Source organism: Bacillus sp. FSL W8-0102, from assembly GCF_038007225.1.
GTDB classification, from domain to species: domain Bacteria; phylum Bacillota; class Bacilli; order Bacillales; family DSM-4216; genus Bacillus_O; species Bacillus_O smithii.
Map to the genome: position 1 here is coordinate 3,729,954 of NZ_JBBOWT010000001.1, position 25,590 is coordinate 3,755,543.

26 protein-coding genes and 4 tRNA genes are annotated in these 25,590 nt (G+C 40.9%); 3 read left to right on the forward strand and 27 right to left on the reverse strand.

What is annotated here, in order from left to right; translation table 11 throughout:
• Positions 1–2: 2 nt before the first annotated feature.
• The 11 genes from yycF to N1I87_RS18165 form a co-directional block, all read right to left on the reverse strand.
• A complete protein-coding gene (gene yycF / locus N1I87_RS17675; protein ID WP_341103209.1) occupies positions 3–713 on the reverse strand; it encodes a response regulator YycF in 711 nt (236 codons plus the stop codon).
• Positions 714–953: 240 nt separating this feature from the next.
• Positions 954–1,026: transfer RNA gene (locus N1I87_RS17680), tRNA-Phe, on the reverse strand.
• A 103-nt stretch (positions 1,027–1,129) separates the two neighbouring features.
• Positions 1,130–1,205 (reverse strand) — tRNA-Asp (locus N1I87_RS17685).
• Between the two features lie 51 nt (positions 1,206–1,256).
• Positions 1,257–1,328, reverse strand: a tRNA-Glu gene (locus N1I87_RS17690).
• A 4-nt stretch (positions 1,329–1,332) separates the two neighbouring features.
• A tRNA-Lys gene (locus N1I87_RS17695) sits at positions 1,333–1,408 on the reverse strand.
• Between the two features lie 21 nt (positions 1,409–1,429).
• A complete protein-coding gene (locus N1I87_RS17700) occupies positions 1,430–1,729 on the reverse strand; it encodes a hypothetical protein (RefSeq protein WP_341103212.1) in 300 nt (99 codons plus the stop codon).
• 109 nt (positions 1,730–1,838) lie between these two features.
• Positions 1,839–3,131 (reverse strand): adenylosuccinate synthase, encoded by a 1,293-nt coding sequence (locus tag N1I87_RS17705; protein WP_003353447.1) that lies wholly within the window; start codon positions 3,129–3,131, stop codon positions 1,839–1,841.
• A 404-nt stretch (positions 3,132–3,535) separates the two neighbouring features.
• Positions 3,536–4,900, reverse strand: coding sequence for a replicative DNA helicase (gene dnaB / locus N1I87_RS17710; protein WP_003353446.1), 1,365 nt, complete (start codon positions 4,898–4,900; stop codon positions 3,536–3,538).
• Between the two features lie 210 nt (positions 4,901–5,110).
• Positions 5,111–5,560 (reverse strand): 50S ribosomal protein L9, encoded by a 450-nt coding sequence (gene rplI / locus N1I87_RS17715; RefSeq protein ID WP_003353445.1) that lies wholly within the window; start codon positions 5,558–5,560, stop codon positions 5,111–5,113.
• Positions 5,557–7,530, reverse strand: coding sequence for a DHH family phosphoesterase (locus tag N1I87_RS17720; protein ID WP_341103215.1), 1,974 nt, complete (start codon positions 7,528–7,530; stop codon positions 5,557–5,559). Before N1I87_RS17720 ends, rplI begins: the two co-directional genes overlap by 4 nt.
• Before the next feature lie 16 nt (positions 7,531–7,546).
• Entirely contained in the window at positions 7,547–7,768 is a 222-nt protein-coding gene (locus tag N1I87_RS18165; RefSeq protein WP_445285703.1) for a DUF2232 domain-containing protein, read from the reverse strand.
• Between the two features lie 100 nt (positions 7,769–7,868).
• Here N1I87_RS18165 and N1I87_RS17725 point away from each other — a divergent pair, with 100 nt between their 5' ends.
• Positions 7,869–9,242 (forward strand): IS1380-like element ISGsp2 family transposase, encoded by a 1,374-nt coding sequence (locus N1I87_RS17725; protein WP_044899598.1) that lies wholly within the window; start codon positions 7,869–7,871, stop codon positions 9,240–9,242.
• A gap of 194 nt (positions 9,243–9,436) precedes the next feature.
• On the opposite strand, the gene N1I87_RS17730 is transcribed toward N1I87_RS17725, so the two are convergent.
• The 5 genes from N1I87_RS17730 to ychF form a co-directional block, all read right to left on the reverse strand.
• Positions 9,437–10,171, reverse strand: coding sequence for a YybS family protein (locus N1I87_RS17730; protein ID WP_341103219.1), 735 nt, complete (start codon positions 10,169–10,171; stop codon positions 9,437–9,439).
• A gap of 223 nt (positions 10,172–10,394) precedes the next feature.
• Entirely contained in the window at positions 10,395–10,631 is a 237-nt protein-coding gene (rpsR, locus tag N1I87_RS17735) for a 30S ribosomal protein S18 (RefSeq protein WP_003353442.1), read from the reverse strand.
• A gap of 27 nt (positions 10,632–10,658) precedes the next feature.
• Positions 10,659–11,165 (reverse strand): single-stranded DNA-binding protein, encoded by a 507-nt coding sequence (gene ssb, locus N1I87_RS17740; protein ID WP_327797418.1) that lies wholly within the window; start codon positions 11,163–11,165, stop codon positions 10,659–10,661.
• Positions 11,166–11,237: 72 nt separating this feature from the next.
• Positions 11,238–11,525: a 30S ribosomal protein S6 gene (rpsF, locus tag N1I87_RS17745; protein WP_003353439.1), complete on the reverse strand. Its 288-nt coding sequence runs from the start codon at positions 11,523–11,525 to the stop codon at positions 11,238–11,240.
• 349 nt (positions 11,526–11,874) lie between these two features.
• Positions 11,875–12,975, reverse strand: a complete 1,101-nt coding sequence (gene ychF, locus N1I87_RS17750) for a redox-regulated ATPase YchF (protein ID WP_048624328.1) — start codon at positions 12,973–12,975, stop codon at positions 11,875–11,877.
• Positions 12,976–13,063: 88 nt separating this feature from the next.
• On the opposite strand from ychF, the gene N1I87_RS17755 reads away from it, so the two are divergent.
• Complete coding sequence (locus tag N1I87_RS17755) at positions 13,064–13,375, forward strand: hypothetical protein (protein ID WP_341103222.1); 312 nt, start codon at positions 13,064–13,066, stop codon at positions 13,373–13,375.
• 83 nt (positions 13,376–13,458) lie between these two features.
• Here the strand turns inward: N1I87_RS17755 and N1I87_RS17760 are convergent, their stop codons facing one another.
• Together N1I87_RS17760 and N1I87_RS17765 are read right to left on the reverse strand one after the other, a co-directional pair.
• The gene (locus N1I87_RS17760) at positions 13,459–13,662 is read right to left on the reverse strand and encodes a DUF951 domain-containing protein (protein ID WP_003353436.1); all 204 of its coding nucleotides are present in this window, start codon (positions 13,660–13,662) and stop codon (positions 13,459–13,461) included.
• Between the two features lie 14 nt (positions 13,663–13,676).
• Entirely contained in the window at positions 13,677–14,576 is a 900-nt protein-coding gene (locus N1I87_RS17765; protein WP_341103224.1) for a mechanosensitive ion channel family protein, read from the reverse strand.
• Positions 14,577–14,756: 180 nt separating this feature from the next.
• Here N1I87_RS17765 and yyaC point away from each other — a divergent pair, with 180 nt between their 5' ends.
• Positions 14,757–15,371: a spore protease YyaC gene (gene yyaC, locus N1I87_RS17770; protein WP_327797419.1), complete on the forward strand. Its 615-nt coding sequence runs from the start codon at positions 14,757–14,759 to the stop codon at positions 15,369–15,371.
• A gap of 45 nt (positions 15,372–15,416) precedes the next feature.
• On the opposite strand, the gene N1I87_RS17775 is transcribed toward yyaC, so the two are convergent.
• The 9 genes from N1I87_RS17775 to rpmH all read right to left on the reverse strand — a co-directional run bounded on the left by N1I87_RS17775 (position 15,417) and on the right by rpmH (position 24,946).
• Complete coding sequence (locus tag N1I87_RS17775; RefSeq protein ID WP_341030449.1) at positions 15,417–16,124, reverse strand: DUF554 domain-containing protein; 708 nt, start codon at positions 16,122–16,124, stop codon at positions 15,417–15,419.
• Between the two features lie 141 nt (positions 16,125–16,265).
• Complete coding sequence (locus tag N1I87_RS17780) at positions 16,266–17,123, reverse strand: ParB/RepB/Spo0J family partition protein (protein ID WP_327804246.1); 858 nt, start codon at positions 17,121–17,123, stop codon at positions 16,266–16,268.
• Positions 17,116–17,877 carry a ParA family protein gene (locus N1I87_RS17785; protein WP_003353431.1) on the reverse strand — a complete coding sequence of 254 codons (762 nt, stop codon included), beginning with the start codon at positions 17,875–17,877 and terminating at the stop codon, positions 17,116–17,118. Before N1I87_RS17785 ends, N1I87_RS17780 begins: the two co-directional genes overlap by 8 nt.
• 281 nt (positions 17,878–18,158) lie before the next feature.
• Entirely contained in the window at positions 18,159–19,013 is an 855-nt protein-coding gene (noc, locus tag N1I87_RS17790) for a nucleoid occlusion protein (protein WP_048624334.1), read from the reverse strand.
• Positions 19,014–19,208: 195 nt separating this feature from the next.
• Entirely contained in the window at positions 19,209–19,925 is a 717-nt protein-coding gene (rsmG, locus tag N1I87_RS17795; RefSeq protein ID WP_048624335.1) for a 16S rRNA (guanine(527)-N(7))-methyltransferase RsmG, read from the reverse strand.
• A gap of 191 nt (positions 19,926–20,116) precedes the next feature.
• Positions 20,117–22,006, reverse strand: a complete 1,890-nt coding sequence (mnmG, locus tag N1I87_RS17800) for a tRNA uridine-5-carboxymethylaminomethyl(34) synthesis enzyme MnmG (protein WP_003353427.1) — start codon at positions 22,004–22,006, stop codon at positions 20,117–20,119.
• Positions 22,007–22,038: 32 nt separating this feature from the next.
• Positions 22,039–23,418, reverse strand: coding sequence for a tRNA uridine-5-carboxymethylaminomethyl(34) synthesis GTPase MnmE (mnmE, locus tag N1I87_RS17805; RefSeq protein WP_187118544.1), 1,380 nt, complete (start codon positions 23,416–23,418; stop codon positions 22,039–22,041).
• A gap of 942 nt (positions 23,419–24,360) precedes the next feature.
• The gene (gene rnpA, locus N1I87_RS17810) at positions 24,361–24,717 is read right to left on the reverse strand and encodes a ribonuclease P protein component (protein WP_327804240.1); all 357 of its coding nucleotides are present in this window, start codon (positions 24,715–24,717) and stop codon (positions 24,361–24,363) included.
• Between the two features lie 94 nt (positions 24,718–24,811).
• Entirely contained in the window at positions 24,812–24,946 is a 135-nt protein-coding gene (gene rpmH / locus N1I87_RS17815) for a 50S ribosomal protein L34 (RefSeq protein ID WP_003353423.1), read from the reverse strand.
• Positions 24,947–25,590 lie beyond the last annotated feature (644 nt).

The window sequence follows — 25,590 nt, forward strand, 5'->3', positions numbered from 1 at the left end:
TTCTACTCCTGATCCGGAGTACGCAAATAATAACCTACTCCACGACGTGTTACAATCCATGTCGGGTGGCTTGGATTATCTTCAATTTTTTCACGCAAGCGTCGGATGGTAACGTCTACTGTCCGAACATCCCCGTAATAATCGTATCCCCAAACCGTTTGAAGCAAATGCTCTCGGGTCATAACTTGGCCGATATGTTTTGCCAAATAATGGAGCAGTTCAAACTCGCGATGTGTCAATTCAATGGTTTCTCCATGTTTTGAAACGACATATGCATCAGGATGAATGACTAATGGTCCAATCGTAATCTCACTGTTATTCTCTTCTTCATTTGATTGTGTCGACACATTTTGATGACGACGCAGATTTGCTTTTACACGAGCTAATAATTCCCGTGTACTGAACGGTTTTGTCACATAGTCGTCGGCTCCCAATTCCAGACCGAGAACTTTGTCAATCTCAGAATCCTTTGCCGTCAACATGATAATCGGCATTTCGTATTTTTTCCGCACTTCCCGGCAAACTTCTATGCCGTCTCTTCCCGGAAGCATAATATCAAGCAATATCATATCTGGTTGGATATCCTCCACCATTTGCATGGCTGTTTCCCCATCATAAGCACAATGTACTTCATAACCTTCTTTTTTTAAATTAAACTCCAATATATCTGCAATCGGTTTTTCATCGTCTACAACAAGAATTTTCTTTTGCATACTTACTCTCCTCTTTTATTGAGAATCCTACTACTTATATATTATCAAATCATTTCAATGTAAAATAGAACAGGTCTTTTATTACTTTAACACTTTCTTGATGCCTTTTCATCCGACCTGTTGATAGAAAAATCAACGCTATTCGTCATTTCTGAATCTGAATGTTGTCAAATGTACAGCGGCGGTATATGAAAAAAGAAGCACTGCGAGAGCAATATGTCATCGCAATGCTTCTTTGAGTGGCTTGGGACGGAATCGAACCGCCGACACAAGGATTTTCAGTCCTTTGCTCTACCGACTGAGCTACCAAGCCGCAATAAAAAATTCGATCTGCTTATTCATTCGTCCAATGCATTCATTCAACGATTGCCGCACCAAATTTTGACGGAACAAAGCAAAAGTTCAATTGTTGAAAATGGCGGTCCCGACGGGAATCGAACCCGCGATCTCCTGCGTGACAGGCAGGCGTGATAACCGCTACACTACGGGACCAATATTCATCATGAAAGGAAGTTGGCAGCAAGAAGCTTTTCTTCTGGCAAGTGACCCGTACGGGATTCGAACCCGTGTTACCGCCGTGAAAGGGCGGTGTCTTAACCACTTGACCAACGGGCCAAAATGGTGAGCCATGGAGGATTCGAACCTCCGACCCTCTGATTAAAAGTCAGATGCTCTACCGACTGAGCTAATGGCTCATTATTAAATGTTAATGCTTCTTATGTATAAAGAAGTTTGGACAAAGGAACTAATCTAATCATTACGGCTAGAACCGCTTGTCCTGTCTTTTCATCAATGGACAGCTCAAGCTGCCAACATCCTTTTGCCGCCGGCTCTCGAATGACTAATTTCAATAGGTGTTTGTACTGTGTATCTGAAATCGCACCGGGAGCATGATCTTTCAAAATATGATTAGCGGCGACGTTGTTAATAATAACACAACATTTGATAATTAGACAACACCTTTTTAAAAGATTTGTCGAAAAAAAGAATGGGATGTAAAAAAAAGCTGACCCCATCTAAAGTTTGAACTCCTCCTTCACAATATACTCGATAATCTGCTTTGATCATCTCCATATACGTAAACTTCGGAGGAGTCCAATCTTTTAGAAGTCAGCCTATTTTTGTTTAATTTTGCGACCAGACGCTGCGCACCACATTTGTTTGCGAACGATCTGGACCGACCGAAAAGAGGGAAAGAGGAATACCGGTCAACTGCGAAATACGTTCCACATAATGGCGAGCATTTTCCGGAAGTTCATCCAACGTTTTACAACCAGTAATATCTTCTGTCCATCCTGGCAATTCTTCATAAACAGGTTCGCATTCTGACAGCACGCGCAAATTGGCAGGATAATGGCTCAATATTTGGTCTTTATACCGGTAAGCAGTGCAAATTTTTACCGTCTTTAACCCTGTCAGCACATCGATCGAATTCAGTGATAAATCCGTTATGCCACTGACACGGCGAGCATGACGTACCACTACGCTATCAAACCAGCCGACACGACGCGGACGGCCGGTTGTGGTTCCATACTCGCGGCCAACTTCACGAATATGGTCGCCTATTTCATCATGCAGTTCTGTTGGAAAAGGACCGTCTCCAACACGGGATGTATAGGCTTTGCACACACCGACAACATGATTGATTTTAGTCGGACCTACGCCAGATCCAATAGTCACACCGCCAGCAACCGGGTTAGAAGATGTCACAAACGGATATGTACCTTGGTCGATATCGAGCATGACTCCTTGAGCCCCTTCAAAAAGCACACGACGTCCTTCATCAATCGCATCGTTTAATACTACGGACGTATCACACACATACTTTTTGATCTGCTGTCCGTATTCGTAATACTCATCTAAAATGTCTTCCAATTTAAAGCCTTCTGTTTCATAAAAACGTTCCAATAGACGATTTTTTTCTTTTAAATTGTGGGCAAGCTTTTCTTCAAATATTTCTCTATCCAGCAAATCCGCAATGCGAATGCCGACTCGCGCCGCCTTATCCATGTAAGCAGGGCCAATTCCTTTTTTCGTCGTACCGATTTTGTTGGCTCCTTTACGCTCTTCTTCCACTTCATCCAGCTTCAAATGATAAGGAAGGATCACATGAGCCCGGTCGCTAATACGCAAATTTTCTGTGGATACACCGTGGTCTCGCAAGTAATTGAGCTCTTCAACAAGCGCTTTTGGATCAATCACCACACCGTTTCCAATCACGCATATTTTTTCTTTATAAAAAATCCCTGAGGGAATTAAATGAAGTTTATATGTCACTCCATTCACACGGACTGTGTGACCGGCATTATTGCCTCCTTGGTAGCGAGCAACCACTTCAGCATGCTCGGACAAAAAGTCCGTTATTTTTCCTTTTCCTTCGTCCCCCCACTGGGTTCCAACCACAACTACTGATGACATTCTCCGCACCTCCGCAAGGTCCTTTTATCGTTTCTATTGTTTAAACCGGCAGAAAACTCAAAAGTCATGTTTGAGATCCCGGTCTGAACAACTTCCATGTTCAAGATACCACCATCACTTGGAAGATGAACTTTTCAGTTTTGGCACCTTTTTTATTTTACCAATATCTTCTTTTGTTAGTCAATTCAAAATCCGAACATTTATTTTTATATAAATTGTTTTCGTTCGTAAAAATCATTTTTCACGAGCAAAAAAATTCCGTGATGACAATAGAGAGCAAGCGAAAAGGCCCCTTTTGGCTAATTTCGTTTTATTCCTTCAATACCTAATGATTCACAAATCCCGACATGGGATTGTTTAACCGCCTAAAAAAGAGAGGCATTTTTTCAGAAGATATGCCTCTCTTATGCTCCCGGCGGAATGGAAGCTTCATCATACCGCCGTTCCAAATTGACAAATTTATTGTATTCTTTTATAAAAGCCAGTTGAACAGTGCCGACAGGACCGTTTCTTTGCTTTGCAATGATGATTTCAATAATGTTCTTATTCTCAGATTCTTTATCATAATAATCATCCCGATACAAAAAGGCAACAATATCGGCATCTTGCTCTATAGCTCCCGATTCACGGATATCCGACATCATCGGCCGTTTATCCTGGCGCTGTTCCACTCCACGAGACAGCTGAGATAAAGCAATGACAGGGACTTCCAGTTCTCTTGCCAACGCTTTTAACGATCGGGAGATTTCCGACACTTCTTGCTGGCGGTTTTCTCCAGAGCGTCCGCTGCCTTGAATCAGCTGCAAATAATCAATGACGATCATGCCAAGTCCATGTTCTTGTTTTAAACGGCGGCACTTGGCCCTAATTTCGTTGATGCGAATGCCCGGTGTATCGTCTATAAAAATGCCAGCATTGGACAAGCTTCCCATTGCCATCGTTAATTTTCGCCAATCTTCTTCCGTCAAGGTCCCTGTCCGCAAGTTTTGGGCATTGATATTCCCTTCCGCACACAACATCCGCATGACAAGCTGCTCAGCCCCCATTTCCAAACTGAAAATGGCTACATTTTCATCGGTCTTTGTAGCGACATTTTGGGCAATATTGAGCGCAAAAGCCGTTTTACCGACAGATGGACGGGCGGCGACAATAATTAAATCGCTGCGCTGGAATCCCGCGGTCATCCGATCCAATTCAGCGAATCCAGTCGGAATTCCGGTTACATCGCCTTTGCGATTATGAAGCATCTCAATATTGTCATACGTCCGGACGAGTACGTCTTTTATATTGTGAAACCCAGAAGTATTTTTTCTCTGGGCAACTTCCATAATTCTTTTTTCCGCATCGTTTAACAGATCGTCAACATCGTCTTCTCGTGTGTAGCCTTCTTGGGCAATCTCTGTCGCTGTTCGAATTAACCTTCTCAACAACGATTTTTCTTCGACAATTTTAGCGTAATATTCAATATTGGCGGCTGTCGGTACGCTTCCGGCAAGTTCCGTCAAATACGCTACCCCGCCGACATCCTCCAAGTTGTTAGAAGCGGCCAATTCTTCTGTAACGGTAATCACATCCACCGCTTTTCCTTCATCACTTAATTTCAGCATCACACTGAAAATTTTTTGGTTGGCGCTTCGGTAAAAATCAGTAGGACTTAAAATCTCCGACGCGGTGATCAAAGCAGAAGGTTCTAAAAAAATAGCCCCTAAAACGGCTTGTTCCGCTTCTATATTTTGCGGGGGAATTCTATCCATCAATAGATCACTCATCATAACCACTCCCAAATGGTTAGAAGGAATTCAGAGTCCCTCATGAAAAGAAGGCCGACTCACAGAGTTCGCCCTCCAAATTCACAATATATAGACAAGGATGATGGATATAGTTTATCTATATATTGTCAAAGGGATCTTAACCCTCTGAATCAGCCCTTTTCCTTTTAACTATTTTATCATGAAAACAAGCCAAACGGTTTGGTAAAATTAGTTGTCTTCTGAAACATGAACTTTTAACACGGCCGTAACGTCAGGATGAAGCTTAACCGGAACGTTCGTATATCCTAATGAACGAATGGCATCGTCCAATTCAATTTTCCGTTTATCCAATTTAATTTTATGGGTTTTGTTTAATTCTTCCGCGATTTGTTTGCTTGTGACAGAGCCGAACAATCGCCCGCCTTCTCCAGCTTTTGCTTTTAATTCCACCGTCGTGTTTTCAAGAACTTCTTTTAATTTTTTAGCATTTTCCAGTTCTTGCTTTGCCAATTCCGCTTCTTTTTTCTTTTGTGCTTCCAAAGCTTTTAAATTGGCTGGCGTCGCTTCGATCGCCAAATTCTTTTTGAATAAGAAATTGTGGGCGTATCCATCGGCCACATTTTTAATTTCACCTTTTTTTCCTTTGCCTTTTACATCTTGAAGGAATATTACTTTCATGATTCCATTCCCCCTTCTACATATTTTTGAATAGCTTTCCATAGTCTAACTTCGACTTCCTCGATGGTCGTATCCTCCAGCTGTGTTGCGGCATTGGTCAAATGTCCTCCGCCTTCCAATTCCTCCATAATTAGCTGTACATTGACGTCACCAAGAGAACGGGCGCTGACTCCCACTTTGTTATCTTTCCGCTTGGCAATGACAAAGGAGGCGCTCACGCCGTCCATCATAAGCAACGTGTCGGCTGCCTGCGCGATCAAAACGGGATCGTATTCCTCTTCTTCGCTTCCCACGGCAACCGCAATTCCATTTGGCTGGATGGATACAGTTTCAATTAGTTTCGAACGCTGAATATACATATCAATATTTTCTTTTAAAAATTTTTGAACTAGAACGGTATCAGCTCCTTGTGCCCTCAAGTAGGAAGCTGCATCAAATGTCCGTGATCCGGTTCTCAATGAGAAGCTTTTGGTGTCCACCGTAATTCCGGCAAGCAGAGCCGTCGCCTCCAGCATAGAGATTTTTTCTTCTTTTGGCTGGTACTCTAGTAATTCCGTTACCAACTCTGAAGTAGAGGAGGAGTATGGTTCCATATAGACAAGCATCGGATTTTGGACGAAATCCTCCCCGCGGCGATGATGATCGACTACCACTATCTTCTCTATTTTACTCAATAATTTCTCATCAATCACGAGCGAAGGCTTATGAGTATCCACTACTACCAGCAACGTTTTTTCTGTGACCATTTCCAACGCCTCATCCGGAGTAATAAAGCGCGAATAGAGGTCAGGGTCTTTCTTCACTTCCGCCAGCAGCCGTTTCACACCCTTATCCATTTGAGAAAAATTTAATACGACATAGCCTTCCTTCTGATTCATACGAGCCATTTTGCTTATCCCTATGGCCGCGCCGATAGCGTCCATATCCGGATATTTATGGCCCATCACCATTACTTTATCGCTGGCAATCATCAATTCCTTTAACGCGTGAGAAATCACTCGCGCGCGAACTCTAGTCCTTTTTTCCATTGGATTGGTTTTTCCACCGTAAAACTTGACTTTTCCACTCGATTCTTTAATGGCAACTTGGTCGCCTCCACGCCCAAGGGCTAAGTCCAAACTGGATTGTGCCAACGTCCCCAGTTCCGGCAGAGACATTGCGCCCGTTCCAATTCCAAAACTCAAAGTTAGCGGAACATTATGCTTAGAAGTCAATTCCCGTACTTCATCTAATACAGAAAATTTTTCTTTTTCAAGTTTTTTTAAAATCCCCTCATTGAAAACGGCAACAAATCTTTCCGTAGAAGTTCTCTTCAGAAAAATTCCAAACTCTTTTGCCCACTTATTTAATAGAGAAGTCACCATACTATTTAGGCTGCTTAGAGTTTGATCATCCATTCCTTGTGTAAGATCATCATAATTATCCAAATATATAATTGCAATCACCGTTTTAGCGTCTTCAAATTTCCTGACCATTTCTTGATGGTCCGTTTCATCAAACAGATACATAAGCCGTTCTTCCGGCTTAAACACCACCCGAAACTGCCTGTCATGTAAAGTCACAATCTCTTCCCTTGATTCCTGTTTGATCATCGGTACGAGTTCTTCCGCTACTTCATAAAGTGACCGTCCTATTAACGTTTCTTCCTTAAAATAAGAAGCAAAAAAAGGATTTGTCCATTCAATATAGAGATCCTCGTTAAAAAGCAAGATCCCAATCGGCATTTCCGTCAAGGCTTCTTCTCCCACTCGTTTGACACGATAAGAAAGCGTTGAGATATACTCTTCAATTTCGTGGGAAATCAATCGCTCTGAACGGAAAATTTGAAAAAATAGAGCAGCTATAATGATAAACCCAACGAGGCTTAACCACCAGTAAAATAGCGCTAGCACAGATAACAAAGCAATGGACATAATGATTAATCCGATCAACGGATACCTTATGTTCCGCCTGTTATAATAAGAAAGCATAACTTCAGCTCCTAAGTCATGGTTTTTGTTGGAGGCGCTGTTTTAAATCAAAACCTAAATCCATTATACCTAATATCCGGACAAGATAAAGCACCGGAAAAAAGAGAAAAGAAAGAACTGTCAGCGCTGTTGGGACCGCTTTCGGCCAATTTTTTAAGTTCCCGAAAAAGTAAAGAAACGAAATCCCTTGAATGGTGAGACAGATTTGCAGCATAAATAACAAATTTATATAAATCATATACCCTGAATCCGTGACAAAACATCTTTACAATGGTCGCAAACCGTTGATACGATAAGGAAAAACGACGTTGACGATTCTTCATCAAGTAGGTGATGTGATGAAAGATTTCCCGATTCGGTTTGTATTGACAGATGAAGCGATTACCCCAAGTGCTGGGCTTGCTCTCGTTGGCTACTTACTCCATCGAACGAAACTGGATAAACGGGTAAACGCACTTCGGCTTCCAACGGTTCGTCGAGAAGTGCACATTTCCCATAGCGATGTCATTCGCTCGATGATTGGCTTGCTTGCCACAGGAAAAACGGATTTCGATCATATCGAAGCGTATCGTCAGGACGATATCTTTTCGGCATCGATGGGGATTCAGCACGTGCCTTCCTCTCCAACCTTGCGACAACGACTCGATCAGCTCGCTTGTCTTCCGATGACCGAAACGATTCTTTGGGAGGAGTCCATACGTCTGTTGATTCAACGACATGCCACTTTGTCCCCTTGTTGGACCAAAGGAAAGACGACATGGCTTCCCCTTGATATAGATGGTTCCCCATTTGACAACTCCGATACGAAAAAAGAAGGAGTCAGTCGAACGTATAAAGGATTTGACGGTTTTACACCGTTGTTTGCGTATGCAGGGAAGGAAGGGTATCTCGTTCATGCCGAGTTGCGTCCAGGGAAACAACATGTGCAAGACAACATGCCCTCGTTTTTAGTCACCGCTATCCGTCGAGCTCGTCAACTGACTTCATCTCGTCTGCTTGTTCGCATGGATGCAGGAAACGATGCAGAAGCGAATGTGCACGTATGCCTAAAGGAAGACGTGGACTTTGTCATCAAGCGAAACTTACGCCGAGAATCGAAAGCGCTTTGGTTCCAGATCGCTTCGCAAAAGGGCAAACGTGTCGATGATGGACAAAGCGAAGGAGTACAAACCTATGAGCTATGCCTTCCACAGAAGGCAGCGATCGATGGAAACACGTATACGTACGTTCAAGTCACCCAAGTGACGGAACGGACGATGGAACGCAATGGACAGCTGATGCTCGTTCCTGATTATGAAGTGGAAAGCTATTGGGTGCGGCTCAAAGGATACGAGCATGTTCGAATGAGCGATGTGCTCGCGTTGTATCATGACCATGCGACATGCGAACAGTTTCATAGCGAACTGAAGAGCGACTTAGATTTAGAGCGGCTTCCATCTGGGAAGATGAAAACGAATGCGCTCGTGTTGGTCATGGGAGCCTTCGTTTACAATCTTCTTCGTCTGATTGGACAAGATCTATTAAGCGATCCGAGACATCCGTTGCACCACAAAGTGAAACGCCGCCGCATCAAGACGATTATTCAGACGGTGATCACGATGGCAGGGCGACTCGTCCGTCGATCACGACAGATCTGGATGAAACTGACGCGAAGGAGTGGCTATAGCGAGCCCCTACTGAACGTCTATCAGAAATGGAGAGAGGCAAGATAACGAACGAATGTTCGGGCACTAATGTCCAACGTCACTCCCTGTGCTTTTTTGTCTATTTTTTTGGTTCGTATACCTAAAAAAGAGATTGGTTCCATTTTCGGAAATAGAGATGACATAGGTCATAAGCATAAAAAGGGTTTTATGGATTATCAATCCATCAAAATTACAACAAAATCAAAGTCGATTTCAATTCATCACGGATTCAGGATATACCACATACTCCCATTTTCAGGAACAAAGATAATGGCTGCGATTAAAACGATGATATAATACCATAATACGCTTTTCGGCATTTGCCATTCACGGATAGGCTTCCAAGAGGGAACCTCAACCCCTAATCTTTTCAAAATCGGAAAATGGATGACTGTAAACAGGAAAACCATGACAAACGAAGAAACGACAAATATACTTGGCACAAGAGCACGGAAATAGTCCATGCCAAATTCGAATTGCTCCATTGCTTTGTCAGGAACGGGCTCTCCCAGTTGATCCATCATATGAACGGATCGCTCAAACGATTCTCTCAACATTTTCATGGAATCATCAATAAAATTAAAATGGAAGAAAAGAACAGCGACCACGTATTGAATGATCGTATTGGCCAAAAAGACCAAACTTCCCGCCATATAAACAGAGAACTTCCCTTTTTTTCGATAAAGAAAATAACCCATCGCCGCGCCTGTTGTTCCATAGGCAAACCCAATCGAAACAGCGGCAATATTTCCCGTTATCATAGATATGATAATGGCTGCAATGATGAGCATGACTGAGTTTTTGGCAGGGTATTTTGCGCTGTATATGAAAAACGGCAATATAAGAAAAAAGCTTGATGCAATCCAAAGTACCGGTATGTAAAGAGTGATGAGTAACAGGACTGCATAGAGAGCGAGCATCATCGCTCCTTCCGTTAATATTCGCGTATTTTTCACAAAAACACCTCTCTATGTCATGGTAAGTTGCTTAAGTTCATCACTTACCATTTTAGCTTTCATATCACGATGATTCAATATTCTTGGCAGACTGTTGAAATCGCTCTGTTTTATGAAATGTGCAGAAGAAACACAGATTTCATCCTATTAAACAGATGGCGCTTATTTTACAAATAAGCAAAAGCAGCAAGGATTCCATTCCCTGCTGCTTACTAAGAAAACCTTATTTATCTTCCGCTACATATGGCAGAAGTGCCATTTGACGTGCCCGTTTGATGGCACGAGTTAATTGCCGTTGATATTTAGCACTCGTTCCCGTTACACGACGTGGAAGGATTTTTCCACGTTCAGAAATGAACTTTTTCAAAAGATCTACATCTTTATAGTCGATGTGCGTAATTCCATTTGCTGTGAAATAGCACACTTTCCGACGTCTACGTCCGCCTCTGCGTCCAGCCATGTTATTCCCTCCTTTGTCCAAATTTCTTTAAAATGGGAGATCATCATCAGAAATATCAATTTGTTGTCCGTCATTGGCAAACGGATCTTCATCCACACGTGTATAATCATCGTTTCTACGTTGATTCTGATTAGGGCTAAAAGGAAAATCCTGAGGTTTTTGGCCACCATATACTCCCAATTCACCGCTGCGGTCGGCTGTATTAGAAGAAGCGCTGCGTGGTTCCAAAAATTGAACGCTTTCGGCTAACACTTCCGTCACGTATACACGTCTTCCGTCTTGCGCTTCATAGTTTCGTGTTTGCAAACGGCCATCCACACCAGCTAAGCTACCTTTTTTCAAATAGTTTGCCACATTTTCAGCAGGTCGTCGCCATACGACACAATTAATAAAATCCGCTTCTCTTTCACCCTGTTGATTCGTATAATTACGATTGACAGCGAGAGTAAAAGTTGCAACTGCCACTCCATTCGGTGTATACCGAAGCTCAGGATCCCTTGTTAACCGACCGACTAAAACGACACGGTTCATCATCAGAATCAACCTCCTTTTTTACACGTGTTTCACGTGAAACATATATGATCGAGATTACAAAAATTCATCCGATTATTCTTCTTCTCTAACAACGATGTGGCGAATGATATCGTCGCTGATTTTAGCTAAGCGATCGAATTCTTGAACAGCTTCCGGATTAGAATTTACATGAACAATGTGGTAAATTCCTTCGCGGAAGTCGTTAATTTCGTAAGCTAAACGACGTTTTCCCCACTCTTTCGAATCGATGATTTCCGCTCCGTTGGAAGACAAAATGTTGTCAAAACGTTCTACGATTGATTTTTTCGTTTCATCATCAACATTTGGGCGGATAATGTACATTAATTCGTACTTTCTCATCATTCTTTCACCTCCTCATGGTCTATACGGCTCTTTTAGTAAAAAGAGCAAGGAGTAATAATCTTTCATTACTCACAAGTTGATAGTATACCATAGTTTTAACGAAAAAGCAATTTCCCATAAATGTTGTGCAGTATAAAAAAACGATGGTAATGTGTATCTATCATTGTCTTGTTTATTATACCATAAACAGAACGAATGTTCCTGATTATTTTTTAAAATCTGAAAAAAAGATCGCTTTTCAACTGAATCTTGTATTTTCAACTGTTACAAAATAATTTGTTTCCTTAACATACACTGAAAAGAAAAAAATCCGCTAAAAACACAGCGGATTTTCCCATCAACTTCATTATACGTTGAAACGGAAATGAATGACATCTCCATCCTGCACGACATAATCTTTTCCTTCCAGTCGCACTTTGCCGGCTTCGCGGGCCCCAACCATAGAACCTGCTTCGATTAAGTCTTCATAAGAAACCACTTCCGCCCGGATAAATCCTCGTTCAAAATCCGAATGGATAATACCGGCGCATTCCGGTGCTTTCATTCCTTTTTTAAACGTCCAAGCACGCACTTCCGGCTCACCCGCCGTAAAATACGTCGCCAAACCGAGCAAATGATAAGCAGCGCGAATCAATTGATCAAGCCCTGATTCTTCGATGCCTAGTTCTTGAAGGAACATCGCTTTTTCTTCATCCTCCAATTCGGCGATCTCTTCCTCAATCTTTGCACATACCACGATGACTTCAGCATTGTCTTTTTCTGCAAATTCACGTACTTGCTGTACATATTGGTTGTTGGAGGCGTCCGCTGCATCGTCTTCTCCTACATTGGCGACATAAAGAACCGGTTTCATCGTTAACAATTGGAAACCTTTCACAAGTTTTTCTTGTTCTTCGGTGAATTCTACCGTACGAGCCGGTTTTTCCGCTTCAAAGGCTTCTTTTAATTTGCTCAACACTTCAAATTCAGCCATAGCTGCTTTATCTTTTTGCTTCGCGATCTTTTCCACTTTTCCAATTCGCTTTTCAACTGTTTCCAAGTCCGCCAAAATTAATTCTAAATTGATCGTTTCTATATCGGCAATCGGATCTACTTTTCCAGCAACATGGGTAATATTTTCATCGGCAAAACATCTTACGACATGACAAATCGCATCCACTTGGCGAATATGGGAAAGAAATTTATTTCCTAATCCTTCCCCTTTGCTGGCACCTTTTACAATTCCGGCAATATCTGTGAATTCAAAAGTGGTCGGAACGATTTTTTTGGGATGAACGATCTCTGCCAATCGATTAAGACGTTGATCCGGAACTTCCACCATTCCTACATTGGGATCAATCGTACAAAATGGATAGTTCGCTGATTCAGCTCCCGCCTTTGTAATCGCATTAAATAAGGTAGATTTTCCAACATTCGGCAAGCCGACAATTCCGGCTGTTAAAGCCATAAATAGTCACTCCTCTATTTATATAACTTTCATCCATAATTGTTCTGCTTTCTAAAAACGGCTGCAACAAAGAAAAGGATATTTATAAATGAGCCACTTTCCTCTTGAAAAAAGAATAAAAAATTATCAGTCTACAATAAAACCTTTTCCAATTATAGAGATAAGAAAGAAAAATGACAAGAACCGCGTCTTGGCAACTCTTTTAATCCTGTTCCGAACACTTCCAATGAAAAAGAGTGAACGCCTTTGTCATCAAGAGATAGTCTTTTTTGTGATTCAAGAAGCATCTCAAATGACAAACCATTTTCATATCGTGGAAACATTACAAAACAGCTTAGTGGCAAAGGAAAACTTTTTTGACAAAGAAAAAGACCTGAGTGGTTCTCACCAAAGATTGTAAGATTTCTCCATTTTCTCAATGGACAAATAAGAGGCCAATTTTAATAGAGGGGACAGCCCCTCTGAAAATGGCCTCATTTTCGTCTAGTTTTCCTGATCAGCTGATTCCAATACCCTTTTCATTTTTTTCACAAACTCTTTTCTTGGAATCAACACACTATGACCGCAGCCCTGGCATTTTATGCGGATGTCCATCCCCATTCGGATGATTTGCCAACGGTTCGTTCCACATGGATGCTGCTTTTTCATTTCTACAATATCATGCAGCTGAAAAGTTTTGGTGTCCATACACGATCACCCTCCTAACTCGTCTCCGTGTCTTTTTTTCCAATCATGCTTTCTTTTTCTTCACGAGAATACATGACAAGACGCGGAAATGGGATTTCGATGCCTTTTTCATCTAGACACAATTTTACTTCTTTTCTTATCATCCGGGCAATATACATATGATTCATGGGCGTTGTTTCGGCAACAATTCTCAATACTACTTCCGTTGCCCCCATGTTTTGGATGCCAAGCAGCTGTGGAGGGGCAACTAACTCTTCGTATTTATCGGGAAGAGTCTTTAAGAGCTCTTCAATCGTCCGCTCCACTTCCTCAATATTTTCTTCATAAGCAACGGTAACGTCGACAATCGCTAAACTGTTGTGCAAAGAAAAGTTCGTCACTTCCGTTATACTGCCATTAGGTAAAATATGAAGCTCTCCTGTCCAGCTTTTGATTTTTGTCGTCCGCAACCCGATTTCTTCCACATATCCTTCATATTTGCCAATACGGATATAGTCGCCTACTGAGAATTGATCCTCAAAAATAATAAAAAATCCCGTAATGACATCTTTAACTAAACTTTGCGCTCCAAAACCAACAGCCAGACCAACCACTCCAGCACCCGCGATCAAACCTTTTATATCAAATGTCATAATCGACAGTATATTAACAAAAGCGATAAAATACACCACATAGGTAAGAACATTTTCCAGTAGCCTTAATAAGGTGTTTTCCCTTCTTTCCGAAAAGTTTAAAGGTGATTTCGCACGCAATTTAAAGATATTACGGATCATCACTTTTCCGATTCGAATCACAATAGCTGCCAGCAATATCGTTACGGTGATTTTCAGCGCTCCTTCACCAATGGACAGCCATAAATCTTCATTGGTCAATCTTTCCCATAACCGCTCAATCAATCTATCCCAAGTTTTCAAGTCGGTCCCCCCTTTTGGTTATCATTTAACGAAAACATAGATCCATTTTTTAAACGAACATTCCTTTTTTATCCAGCAACGGATATTGCAGATAGATATTTTGGCAATATTGTGCATTCCCACGTATAGAAAAATTGGTTTATCCGTATACTATAATACATCCGGAAGGGAGCGGTATAAATGAATATAAAAAATTGGCTGGACAAGAAAATAGAGCCTGTAAAAATTCACTATGAAGATGAAAACGCCGTCCAAATCATTTCAAAACAACTTGTCTCGCTTCTGCCTAAACAAAATCGGCCGATCGTATTCATATGTATCGGAACCGATCGGTCCACTGGCGATTCATTAGGGCCTTTAGTTGGGACATTGCTGGAAGAAAAACAGCTTTCTTCTTTTCATGTTTTGGGAACGTTGGACGATCCGGTTCATGCGGTAAATTTACAGGAAAAATTACATAAAGTACACAGCACTTTTGACAATCCGTTTATTATTGGAATCGACGCATGCCTGGGCCGCTTAAAAAGCATTGGATGTATCCAAATCGATCTAGGGCCCGTCAAACCTGGAGCGGGTGTTCAAAAAGATCTGCCCCCTGTAGGCGATGCCCATTTAACTGGCATCGTGAACGTCAGCGGATTCATGGAGTTTTTTGTTCTTCAAAATACCCGTTTAAATTTAGTGATGAAAATGGCCAAAATCATATCGCGAGGCATTTTAGAGGCGTCCTACCTTTATCCCGTCAAAAAATCTTTCTATCCATTGGAACTGAAAGAAAGGCAACAGCTCCCATAAAAATACTGACTGCCCACTTTACTATGATCATATCATTAGCAGTTATCAAACAAAATAGTAAAAAATGACAAGAATGGCCGTCACCACAAGGCTCGGCAAAAAATTGGCCACTTTGATTTTCGTTAACCCAAGAACGTTTAAGCCAATCGCAAAGATCATAATTCCTCCAACCGATGTCATATCGGTAATAAAGGAATCTATCATTTCTTTTGGGACGAAATGGTTAATTTGTGTGGCAAACAAAGCGATCAAACCTTCATATAGAAAAACAGGTATAGCCGAAAATAAAACTCCCATTCCGAGAGTGGAGCTTAAAATAAGCGCCGTAAATCCATCCAGAATGGACTTCGTAAACAGCACTTGATGATTTCCCCTTATACCGCTGTCTAAAGCACCAACAATGCCCATGGCGCCAATAACAAAAATGAGCGTAGCGGTCACAAATCCTTCAGAAATGCTCCCACTACGGTTTGAATGATTGCCTATTTTTCTTTCGATCCATATGCCTAACTGATTTAATTTGTCTTCCAACGCCATCCATTCTCCGATGACAACACCGACAACTAAACTGATCACAACGGCCAAAAAATTTTCGCTCTTCAATCCCATTTGCAGACCAAGCACTAATACAGCCAATCCGATCGCATGCATTACCGCATTTTTAATGCCTTCCGGTATATTGTGTAAAAATTTTCCTATAATCGAGCCGGCTAAAATGCTCAATCCATTAACCAACGAGCCCAAAAGCACCATACCAATTTCCTCCAATACTTCCGAAGTTGTTACAAACTTGAAGCGGCATTCATCTTGCATTTTCGATGATATCGATAAGAATTCATAGGAAATCTCAATTTAAAACAAAGCCCAAAAAATAAACCATCGTTGGATGGTTTTTTATCTTTCTTGCTGATCGAGCAGCTGAAGGATTCGATTTAAATCCTCTTTTGAAAAAAATTCAATCTCGATTTTTCCCTTTTCTTTATTTTTTCCTTGACGAATCACCACATTGGTTCCCAGTCGATCTCGTAAAATGCTTTCTTGCTCTTTCAGAAAGACATCTTTTTCTTCTTTTTTCTTTTTTGTTTCACGTGAAACATTTTCATTTAATTGCTGAATTAATTTTTCAAGCTGACGGACATTGAGATGTTCTTTCAACACTTTTTCGACTAAATAAGGCAGCTTTTCTTTTTTCTTTAACCCCAGCAACGCTCTCCCATGTCCCATGGAAATTTTCCCGTCCGAAATATAAGTTTGAATTTCAGGTGGGAGTGAAAGAAGACGAAGATGATTGGCTATATGTGGACGGCTTTTTCCTAATCTATTCGCTAATTCTTCCTGAGTTAAACCAAGTTTATCCATTAGCATTTGATAGGCGGCTGCTTCTTCAATAGGTGTTAAATCCTCCCGCTGCAGGTTTTCAAGAACAGCCAGTTCCATCATTTGCTCATCTTTCATTTCTCGTACAATCACCGGGACTTTTTCCAATCCCGCTTCTTTTGCTGCCCGAAAACGTCTTTCCCCTGCAACAATCTCATATCCTTTTATACTCTTTCTGACAATCAACGGCTGCAGCACTCCATGTTCTGCTATGGATTGCTCTAATTCTTTAATTTTTTCTTTATGGAAAATTTTCCGTGGCTGATAAGGATTAGGGCGCAGTTCTTTCAATTTTACTTCTTTGATGACTTCTTCATTGGCCGGTTCCAAATTTTTAAATAGGGCGTCTATTCCTTTCCCGAGTCCCTTAGCCATTCATGGCCACCTCCTTGGCAAAATCTAAATAAACATCTGCTCCCCTTGATTTGGGATCATAAAGAATAATAGGCTTCCCATGGCTAGGCGCTTCACTCAGCCGGACATTGCGGGGAATGATCGTTCGATAGACTTTATCCTGAAAATATTTTTTGACTTCTTCAATGACTTGAATACCCAGATTCGTCCGAGCATCCAGCATGGTAAGAAGAACACCGTCAATAGTAAGATCATGGTTTAAATGTTTTTGGACAAGACGAACGGTATTTAAAAGTTGGCTCAGCCCCTCGAGAGCATAATATTCGCATTGAACGGGAATAATCACGGAATCAGCTGCTGCCAATGCATTAATCGTTAATAAACCTAATGAAGGGGGACAATCTATAATAATGAAATCATATTCATGCTTGATTTTATCCAATGCGCTTTTCAATCGCACTTCCCGGGAAATAGTGGGGACTAACTCAATCTCAGCACCTGCAAGATTGATCGTTGCCGGAACAACATACAAATTTTCAACAGCGGTCGGGTTCACTATTTTGGCTATATCAGCATCATCAACTAAAACATCATAAATGCATTGCTGAATTTCTCCCTTTTCAATACCGGCACCGCTCGTTGCATTTCCTTGAGGATCGATATCTACGAGCAGAACCTTTTTTCCTATGTAAGCAAGACAAGCGCCCAAATTGACGGATGTCGTTGTTTTCCCCACTCCTCCTTTTTGATTTGCAATTGCTATGACCTTGCCCACGGTTTTCACCTACCTTTTGCTCTACCAATTATGTAATCTATTTTATCAAAGGCTGTGTTAAAGTACAGTGCAGATTTAACCACGATAGAATAAAGCGAAACTTACTTTTCATAAAAGATTCTTAAATCTAAATTAATTTTTAAAATCAAAATTTTTTGTTTATTTAAGAGGGAGAAAGATTAGGAGGAGACTGGTTGAATCGATGCAATGAAGACAAACGTGAAAAGTCCATGAAAAAGTGAGAAACATTTATGAAATTTAATGCTTCTCACTCACGTAATCTATGATTTTTTCTTCGGGATTCGAATAGTAATTTGATAAAACTCTCCTAAATCTTTTTCTTCTGAATCCAGCTTGATTCCACTTTTTGCAACCATGGTAAGGGACTGTCTGATCGTATTAACCGCAATTCTCATATCTTTGCTGATTGCTTTTTTTCTCGGTTTCGGTTTTGCCGGTGTTTTGTCTAACATTTTGGCAACTCGTTCTTCGGTTTGTTTGACATTCAAATTTTTCTCGATAATTTCATTCAACAGCTGAATTTGTTTTTCAGGATCTTTGAGAGGAATGAGCGCCCTCGCATGTCTTTCTGTAATGTTTTTTTTCAATAAAGACTCTTGGATTTCTTGAGGCAGTTTTAGGAGACGAAGCTTATTGGCCACAGTGGATTGGCCTTTTCCCAGCCTTTGAGCTAAAGCCTCTTGAGTTAAATTATGAAGCTCTAACAGCTTGCCGTAAGCCATTGCCTCTTCTATGGGTGAAAGCTCTTCCCTCTGTAAGTTTTCGATTAAGGCCACAGAAGCTGTTTCCGTATCATTTAAATTCTTTATAATAGCCGGTACCGTTTCCCATCCTAATTTCTGGACAGCCCGCCAACGTCTCTCGCCAGCAATGATTTCATATTTTCCTTGCTCAAATTCCCTGACAACAATCGGCTGAATAATCCCATGCGTATGAATTGTTCTCGATAATTCTATTATTTTTTCATCATCAAAAATCGTTCTCGGCTGAAAACGATTGGGGATAATTTGGGATATGGGGATGTGTTTTACTTCTTCTCTCTCACTCGTTATTTCTTGCGTTTCATCAACTTCTTTTTCACCCAAACCAAAAAAACGAGAGAAAGGATGCTTCATCGTCCTCCACCACCTTTAGGAAACTCCCTTATTACATATTCTTTATCTTGACGACAAGTTCCTGCCATACCAATGGTCAATTCGTGTTTTTCAGTAATCTTCTTTCGACATATTTTTATATATTTCCCGGAAAATATTTTGACGGTCCGGACTTTTCCCTCTCTATAATAACTTTTTTCTCCTTATTATGGAACGTTATTCCAACGGCATTTTATTAGGCACTCCAGGCTTGCGCGGATATTTTTTAGGCGTTTGTTTTACTTTTTCAATCCAGATAATATTTCTTTCGCTTTGTTCGTACGGCAACAGAAACGATCCAATTTCTTTGATTTTGCCTCCCAAAGTGGAGATGGCTTTTTCAGCCGCACGCAGTTCTTCTTGGGCATGGGCAGCTTTCATCGCCAAAAAGGCTCCATTTTCTTTCACAAGCGGCAAACACAGTTCGCTCAACACCGACATTCTGGCAACGGCTCTAGCCGTGACCACATCGTAATGCTCGCGATGCTCTTTCTTTTGTCCAAAACTTTCTGCGCGGTCATGGTAAAAGGACGTATTTTCCAATTTCAATGTTTTGGCTAATTCCTCCAAAAAGGTAATTCGTTTTTTTAAAGAATCGACAATGGTTATTTTTAACGATGGAAATACGATTTTTAAAGGAATGCTTGGAAAACCGGCCCCCGCTCCCACGTCACATACCGACCATTCTTTGCGAAAATCGTAATAAAAAGCAGCGGAAATCGAATCATAAAAATGTTTTAAATAGACTTCTTCCCGATCGGTTATGGCAGTCAAATTCATTCGCTCGTTCCAGTCCACAAGCATTTCGTAATAGCGTTCGAATTGCTCAAGCTGAAAAGAAGTCAATATAATTCCTTTTTCTTTAAGTTTTTCTTGAAATTGATCAATGTTCATGACTTCATCATTCCCTATTTTGATTCTCTCACTTATAGGCAGTCATCCCCCACTTGTTCAAATCGACAAAAAGTGGGGGACATTTTTTGAAAAAAACCTATTGCAGTGTCTTTCACGGAACTTTTCTCCCACATGCTAACGCATTCGTTCAGCTTGACGCTTCCGGGAAAATGATCCGATCCATATTCATTTTAATTAGCGATGCGTGCAATTTTTCCTTGTTCAATATAAACAAGCAAAATGGAAATATCCGCCGGATTGACGCCGGAAATACGTGACGCTTGAGCAATCGACAACGGCCGCACTTTTTTTAATTTTTGTCGAGCTTCTGTGGCAAGACCGTTGATGGCATCATAATCAATATCTTCCGGAATCTTTTTATTTTCCATTTTTTTCAACTTATCAACTTGCTGCAGCGATTTTTGAATATATCCTTCATATTTAATCTGAATTTCAACTTGTTCTTCGACTTCCGGGCTTAACTCTTTTTCGGCCGGAACGATTTTTTTGATATGGTCATATGTCATTTCCGGTCTTTTCAGCAAGTCTGAAGCTCGGATCCCATCCTTAAGCGGGCTTCCTCCTGCTTCTGAAATCAGCTGCTGAACCTCTTCATTCGGCTTGATGATAGTGGATTTCAGCCGTTTCATTTCATTTTCAATGTCTTGCTTTTTATTTAAAAAGGCTTGATAGCGTTCTTCTTTAATTAGTCCAAGCTTGTAGCCAATTTCCGTTAAACGAAGATCGGCATTATCATGACGGAGCAGCAAGCGGTATTCAGCCCGCGATGTCAGCAAACGATACGGTTCGTTCGTTCCTTTTGTCACCAAGTCGTCGATAAGCACTCCAATATAAGCATCGGATCTGCTTAAAATCACTTCTTCTTTTCCAAGAACCCGACATGCTGCATTAATACCTGCCATAATCCCTTGTCCAGCTGCTTCTTCATAGCCGGATGTTCCATTAATTTGACCGGCAGTATACAAATTCTTAATTTTTTTCGTTTCTAGAGTTGGCCACAGTTGTGTTGGCACGATCGCATCATATTCGATGGCATAGCCAGCACGCATTAATTGTGCTTTTTCAAGACCGGGGATAGTTTGCAAAATACGATGTTGCACATCTTCCGGCAGACTCGTAGACAAACCTTGAACATATACTTCCTCTGTATTTCGTCCTTCCGGTTCCAAGAAAATTTGATGACGTGGTTTGTCATGGAAACGAACGACTTTATCTTCAATGGACGGACAATAACGCGGTCCAGTCCCTTTAATCATACCGGAATACATTGGAGACCGGTCCAAGTTGGCATTAATGATTTTGTGTGTTTCCTCATTGGTATATGTCAGCCAGCAAGGGAGCTGGTCGGTGATAAATTTGGTCGTTTCATAACTGAAAGCTCTTGGTTCTTCATCGCCCGGTTGAATTTCCGTTTTGCTGTAATCGATAGTTTTGCTATTGACGCGCGGTGGTGTACCCGTTTTAAATCGAACAATGTCAAATCCAAGTTCTTTTAAATGCTCAGCAAGGCCTATCGAAGGTTGTTGATTATTCGGACCACTCGAATATTTCAAGTCTCCGATGATAATTTCCCCGCGCAAATAGGTTCCGGTCGTTAAAACGACTGTTTTTGAACGATACACCGCACCTGTTTTTGTTATAACCCCTTTACATTCATCATTTTCGACAATTAATTTTTCAACCATTCCTTGAACTAATGTTAAATTCGGTTCGTTTTCCAGCGTTTTTTTCATTTCCCGCTGATATAAAACTTTATCCGCTTGCGCTCTTAGCGCACGGACGGCCGGACCTTTACCTGTATTTAACATTCTCATTTGGATATAGGTTTTATCAATATTTTTTCCCATTTCCCCGCCCAATGCGTCAATTTCGCGGACAACAATTCCTTTTGCCGGCCCGCCGATTGACGGGTTGCAAGGCATAAATGCGATCATATCCAAGTTGATGGTAATCATTAACGTCTTGGCACCCATTCTGGCAGCAGCCAGGCCTGCTTCGACTCCAGCATGTCCGGCACCGACGACAATGACATCATATTGGCCTGCTTCATATTGCTGCATCGTAATATTCCTCCTCTAAAAAGTACTGATCATTATTTTCCAAGACAGAATTGTGAAAACAGCTGATTGATTAAACTTTCATGGACGCTATCCCCAATGATTTCACCGAGCAATTCCCACGTTCTTGTTAAGTCGATTTGCACCATGTCGACCGGCATAGACGCTTCCACTCCTGCAATCGCATCATTGATCGCATTAAGCGCTTGGTTCAGCAAAGCGATATGGCGACTGTTGGATACATAAGTAGCGTCCTGCGATTCGATCGACCCCTCGAAAAATAGTGAAGCAATCGCCTCCTCCAATTCATCAATTCCTTGTTCTTCCAACAGAGATGTCGTTACGATCTTATGGTTGTTTGCCAGTTTCTGTACCCGTTCCATATCAATTTTTTGGGGAAGATCGGTTTTGTTGACGATGACAATGACGTCCATTCCTTTTGCCGCTTCAAACAATTTTTCATCTTCCGGCGTCAGCTCTTCTGAATAATTTAATACGAGTAGAATTAAATCTGCTTCTTTTAGTACTTGCCGCGACCGTTCTACCCCTATACGTTCGACGATATCTTCCGTTTCCCGGATCCCCGCTGTATCCACTAATCGAAGAGGCACGCCTCTTACATTTACATATTCCTCAATTACATCGCGCGTTGTTCCCGGAATATTGGTGACGATCGCTTTATTTTCATGAACAAGAGCATTCAACAGCGATGATTTTCCTACATTCGGCCGGCCAATAATAACCGTTGACAATCCTTCTCTTAAAATTTTTCCTTGCTGAGACGTCCGTAACAGTTTTTCAATTTCTTGTTTGACGTATAAAGATTTTTTCAAAAGCAGCTCGTGGGTCATTTCTTCCACGTCATCATATTCCGGATAGTCAATATTCACTTCCACGTGAGCGAGCACTTCTAAAATTTCCTGACGAAGTTTACGGATCAGCTTGGAAAGGCGTCCTTCTATTTGATTAAGAGCCACATTCATCGCTTTATCGGTTTTGGCGCGGATTAAATCCATCACTGCTTCTGCCTGCGACAAGTCAATACGTCCATTTAAAAAGGCTCTTTTTGTAAATTCACCCGGTTCTGCCATCCGGGCTCCCGAATTTAGTACTAGCTGCAATACACGATTCACCGAAACAAGGCCTCCGTGGCAGTTAATTTCCACCACGTCTTCCCTTGTAAACGTTTTGGGAGCCCTCATGACCGATACCATTACTTCTTCGACAACATTTCCGGTTTGTGGATCATGCAGTTGTCCGTAATGGATCGTATGGGTAGGAACGTCCGCCAATTTTTTTCCATTGGGGCTGTGAAACACTCGATCAGCAATAGAAACAGCATCGGGGCCGCTTAAACGAACGATCGCGATCGCTCCCTCCCCAAGCGGTGTCGAAATAGCTGCAATCGTGTCGATATCCATATCGACTCACCTCTTTTCGTCTCAAACTTTTGATCTATATAAATAAATTGGATTGGTTTTAAATCCTCTAAATTATTAGGTTACCACATAAGGTATTTCAAAAAAAGAACCTTGCTTTTTGTCAAGGCTTGGTTCAGATCTCATTTTATGATTTTCTACCCATAAGTGTATCAAAAAATATCCACAGTATAAACGGATAATGGTATTATTTTAACTTATTCACATGTGAATAACAATAATCAGATCGACCTTCGAACAGGGGCATTATAAACATGTGAATATCTTCGGAGGAAAAGAAAGTTTTCAAAGTAAAACGAAGAGAATTAAGTGAGCGGGAAAGAGAAAGGATTGAAATGAGAGATAAGGAGAAAACTTTCACAAAAAAACGACACAAGCCTTCTAGCTTGTGTTTTTCGTTTATAGAAATTAACAAATTTATACTTAAAATTTTCCTATATTATACAGTTATGAACTTTTCTTGAAATTAGAGCCTCTTTTTCACGCTCAAAATATCTAATTTCCACCCGATTTTTGGAGACGGAACGGGGAAAATTTTCTTTTATTTGAGAGAAATGACGACAAAGAGATGGCGTTCCGCTTATTCTGAATGAGTCATCATACAAGCGAAAATGGACGATCTCCCTTTAGATGATTGGTTCTATCAGCGAAATCCCTTTTTTCGCTTTCTGCAAAACTCCTTATTCAACGGCGTCCCGTTTCACTCTCAATCGCGCCAAAAACTGCTTGCACGGCTTCTTTAACGATTTGTCCGATCACCGTATATTCTTTCATATTTTTCTTCCTGTACCTGACTGTCATTCTCTAAGCTGATTCTTCCGCAAAAAAACAGACCTCTGTCTGAAAAATGAACAGCACGAAAAAGTCAGCAAGGCATACCTTTATCAATCAATGGATGTCTGCCATCCTACTTTAGGACTAACATTCACTTGAATTCTTGTTTAAAACCTTCGCTTTTTTTAAGACATGAAGCAAACTTTTTTTGGTTTCATGAAAATCCATTTCCGCCGTAGGCTTTCTTGCAATCACCACAAAGTCGAACCCAGGTTTAATATCCTCTTTCAAGTCAGTGAATGTTTGCCTTATGTATCGTTTAATCCGATTTCTAATGACCGCTTTCCCTACTTTTTTACTGACGGATAACCCGATCCGAAAGGGCACCTTCTGCTCTTTTGGAAAATAGTACAAAACAAACTGACGGTTTGCCACTGAATTTCCGCCTTTAAACACCATTTGAAATTCTTTATTTTTCTTGATCCGAAAAGCTTTCTTCATTTTTCTCATCCACCTATTTGATCCTTTACAGACGCTTTTCCTTTAGCATCTATTTGCCCTAAAGCGAAAAAAGACCACTGAGGTTTTCAGTGGCCTATGCAGACAATACTTTTCTTCCTTTGCTACGACGGCGTGCCAATACTTTTCGTCCGTTTTTCGTGCTCATGCGTTTACGAAAACCATGAACTTTGCTTCTTCTCCGTTTATTCGGTTGATATGTTCTTTTCATTTTTTTATTACACCTCCCTGAGGATCGGTTAGTCAACAGTAAAAGACAGTCTAATTCATTATAAAGATCTTACGGTATCATTGTCAACTTGTTTCCAAAAAGCATCGATCAACGTCCGGTGAAACAATCAATTATTTTCCATACGTCTGTGTGAAATGGATTTGAGATTCATCCAAATAGAAAGTTCTATCATTCTAGCAAAAAAATCTTTTTCATATTCAAAACAGCTTCTGAATAGATTTGTGGATATCTTTCGACAGTTTTTTTCTTATCCACATGGAATATTGACAAGTTTTAAACACGTCCCCCGCTTGTGGAAAACCGTTTTTGCACACCTTTTTGAAATTGTGGATAAATAGAGAAAGTCATTGCAACGACTAACATTATCTGCTATTATTAATGTGTTTTTACTCTGGATAGCTTTTCGGGATAAACTTACTTATCCACAACTGTGAATAACCTGTGGAAAGTTTATTCCACAACCTTGCAAAAAATTTATCCACATATTGCGGATTTTGTCGAAAAGCTATTTATATCACTATTATATAATTATCCACTTTGCATAATATGCATAATTATAAATTCTACTAAAATGATGCTATATGAATTTATAAAAGTTGATCATGCCCTAAGGAGGGGACGGC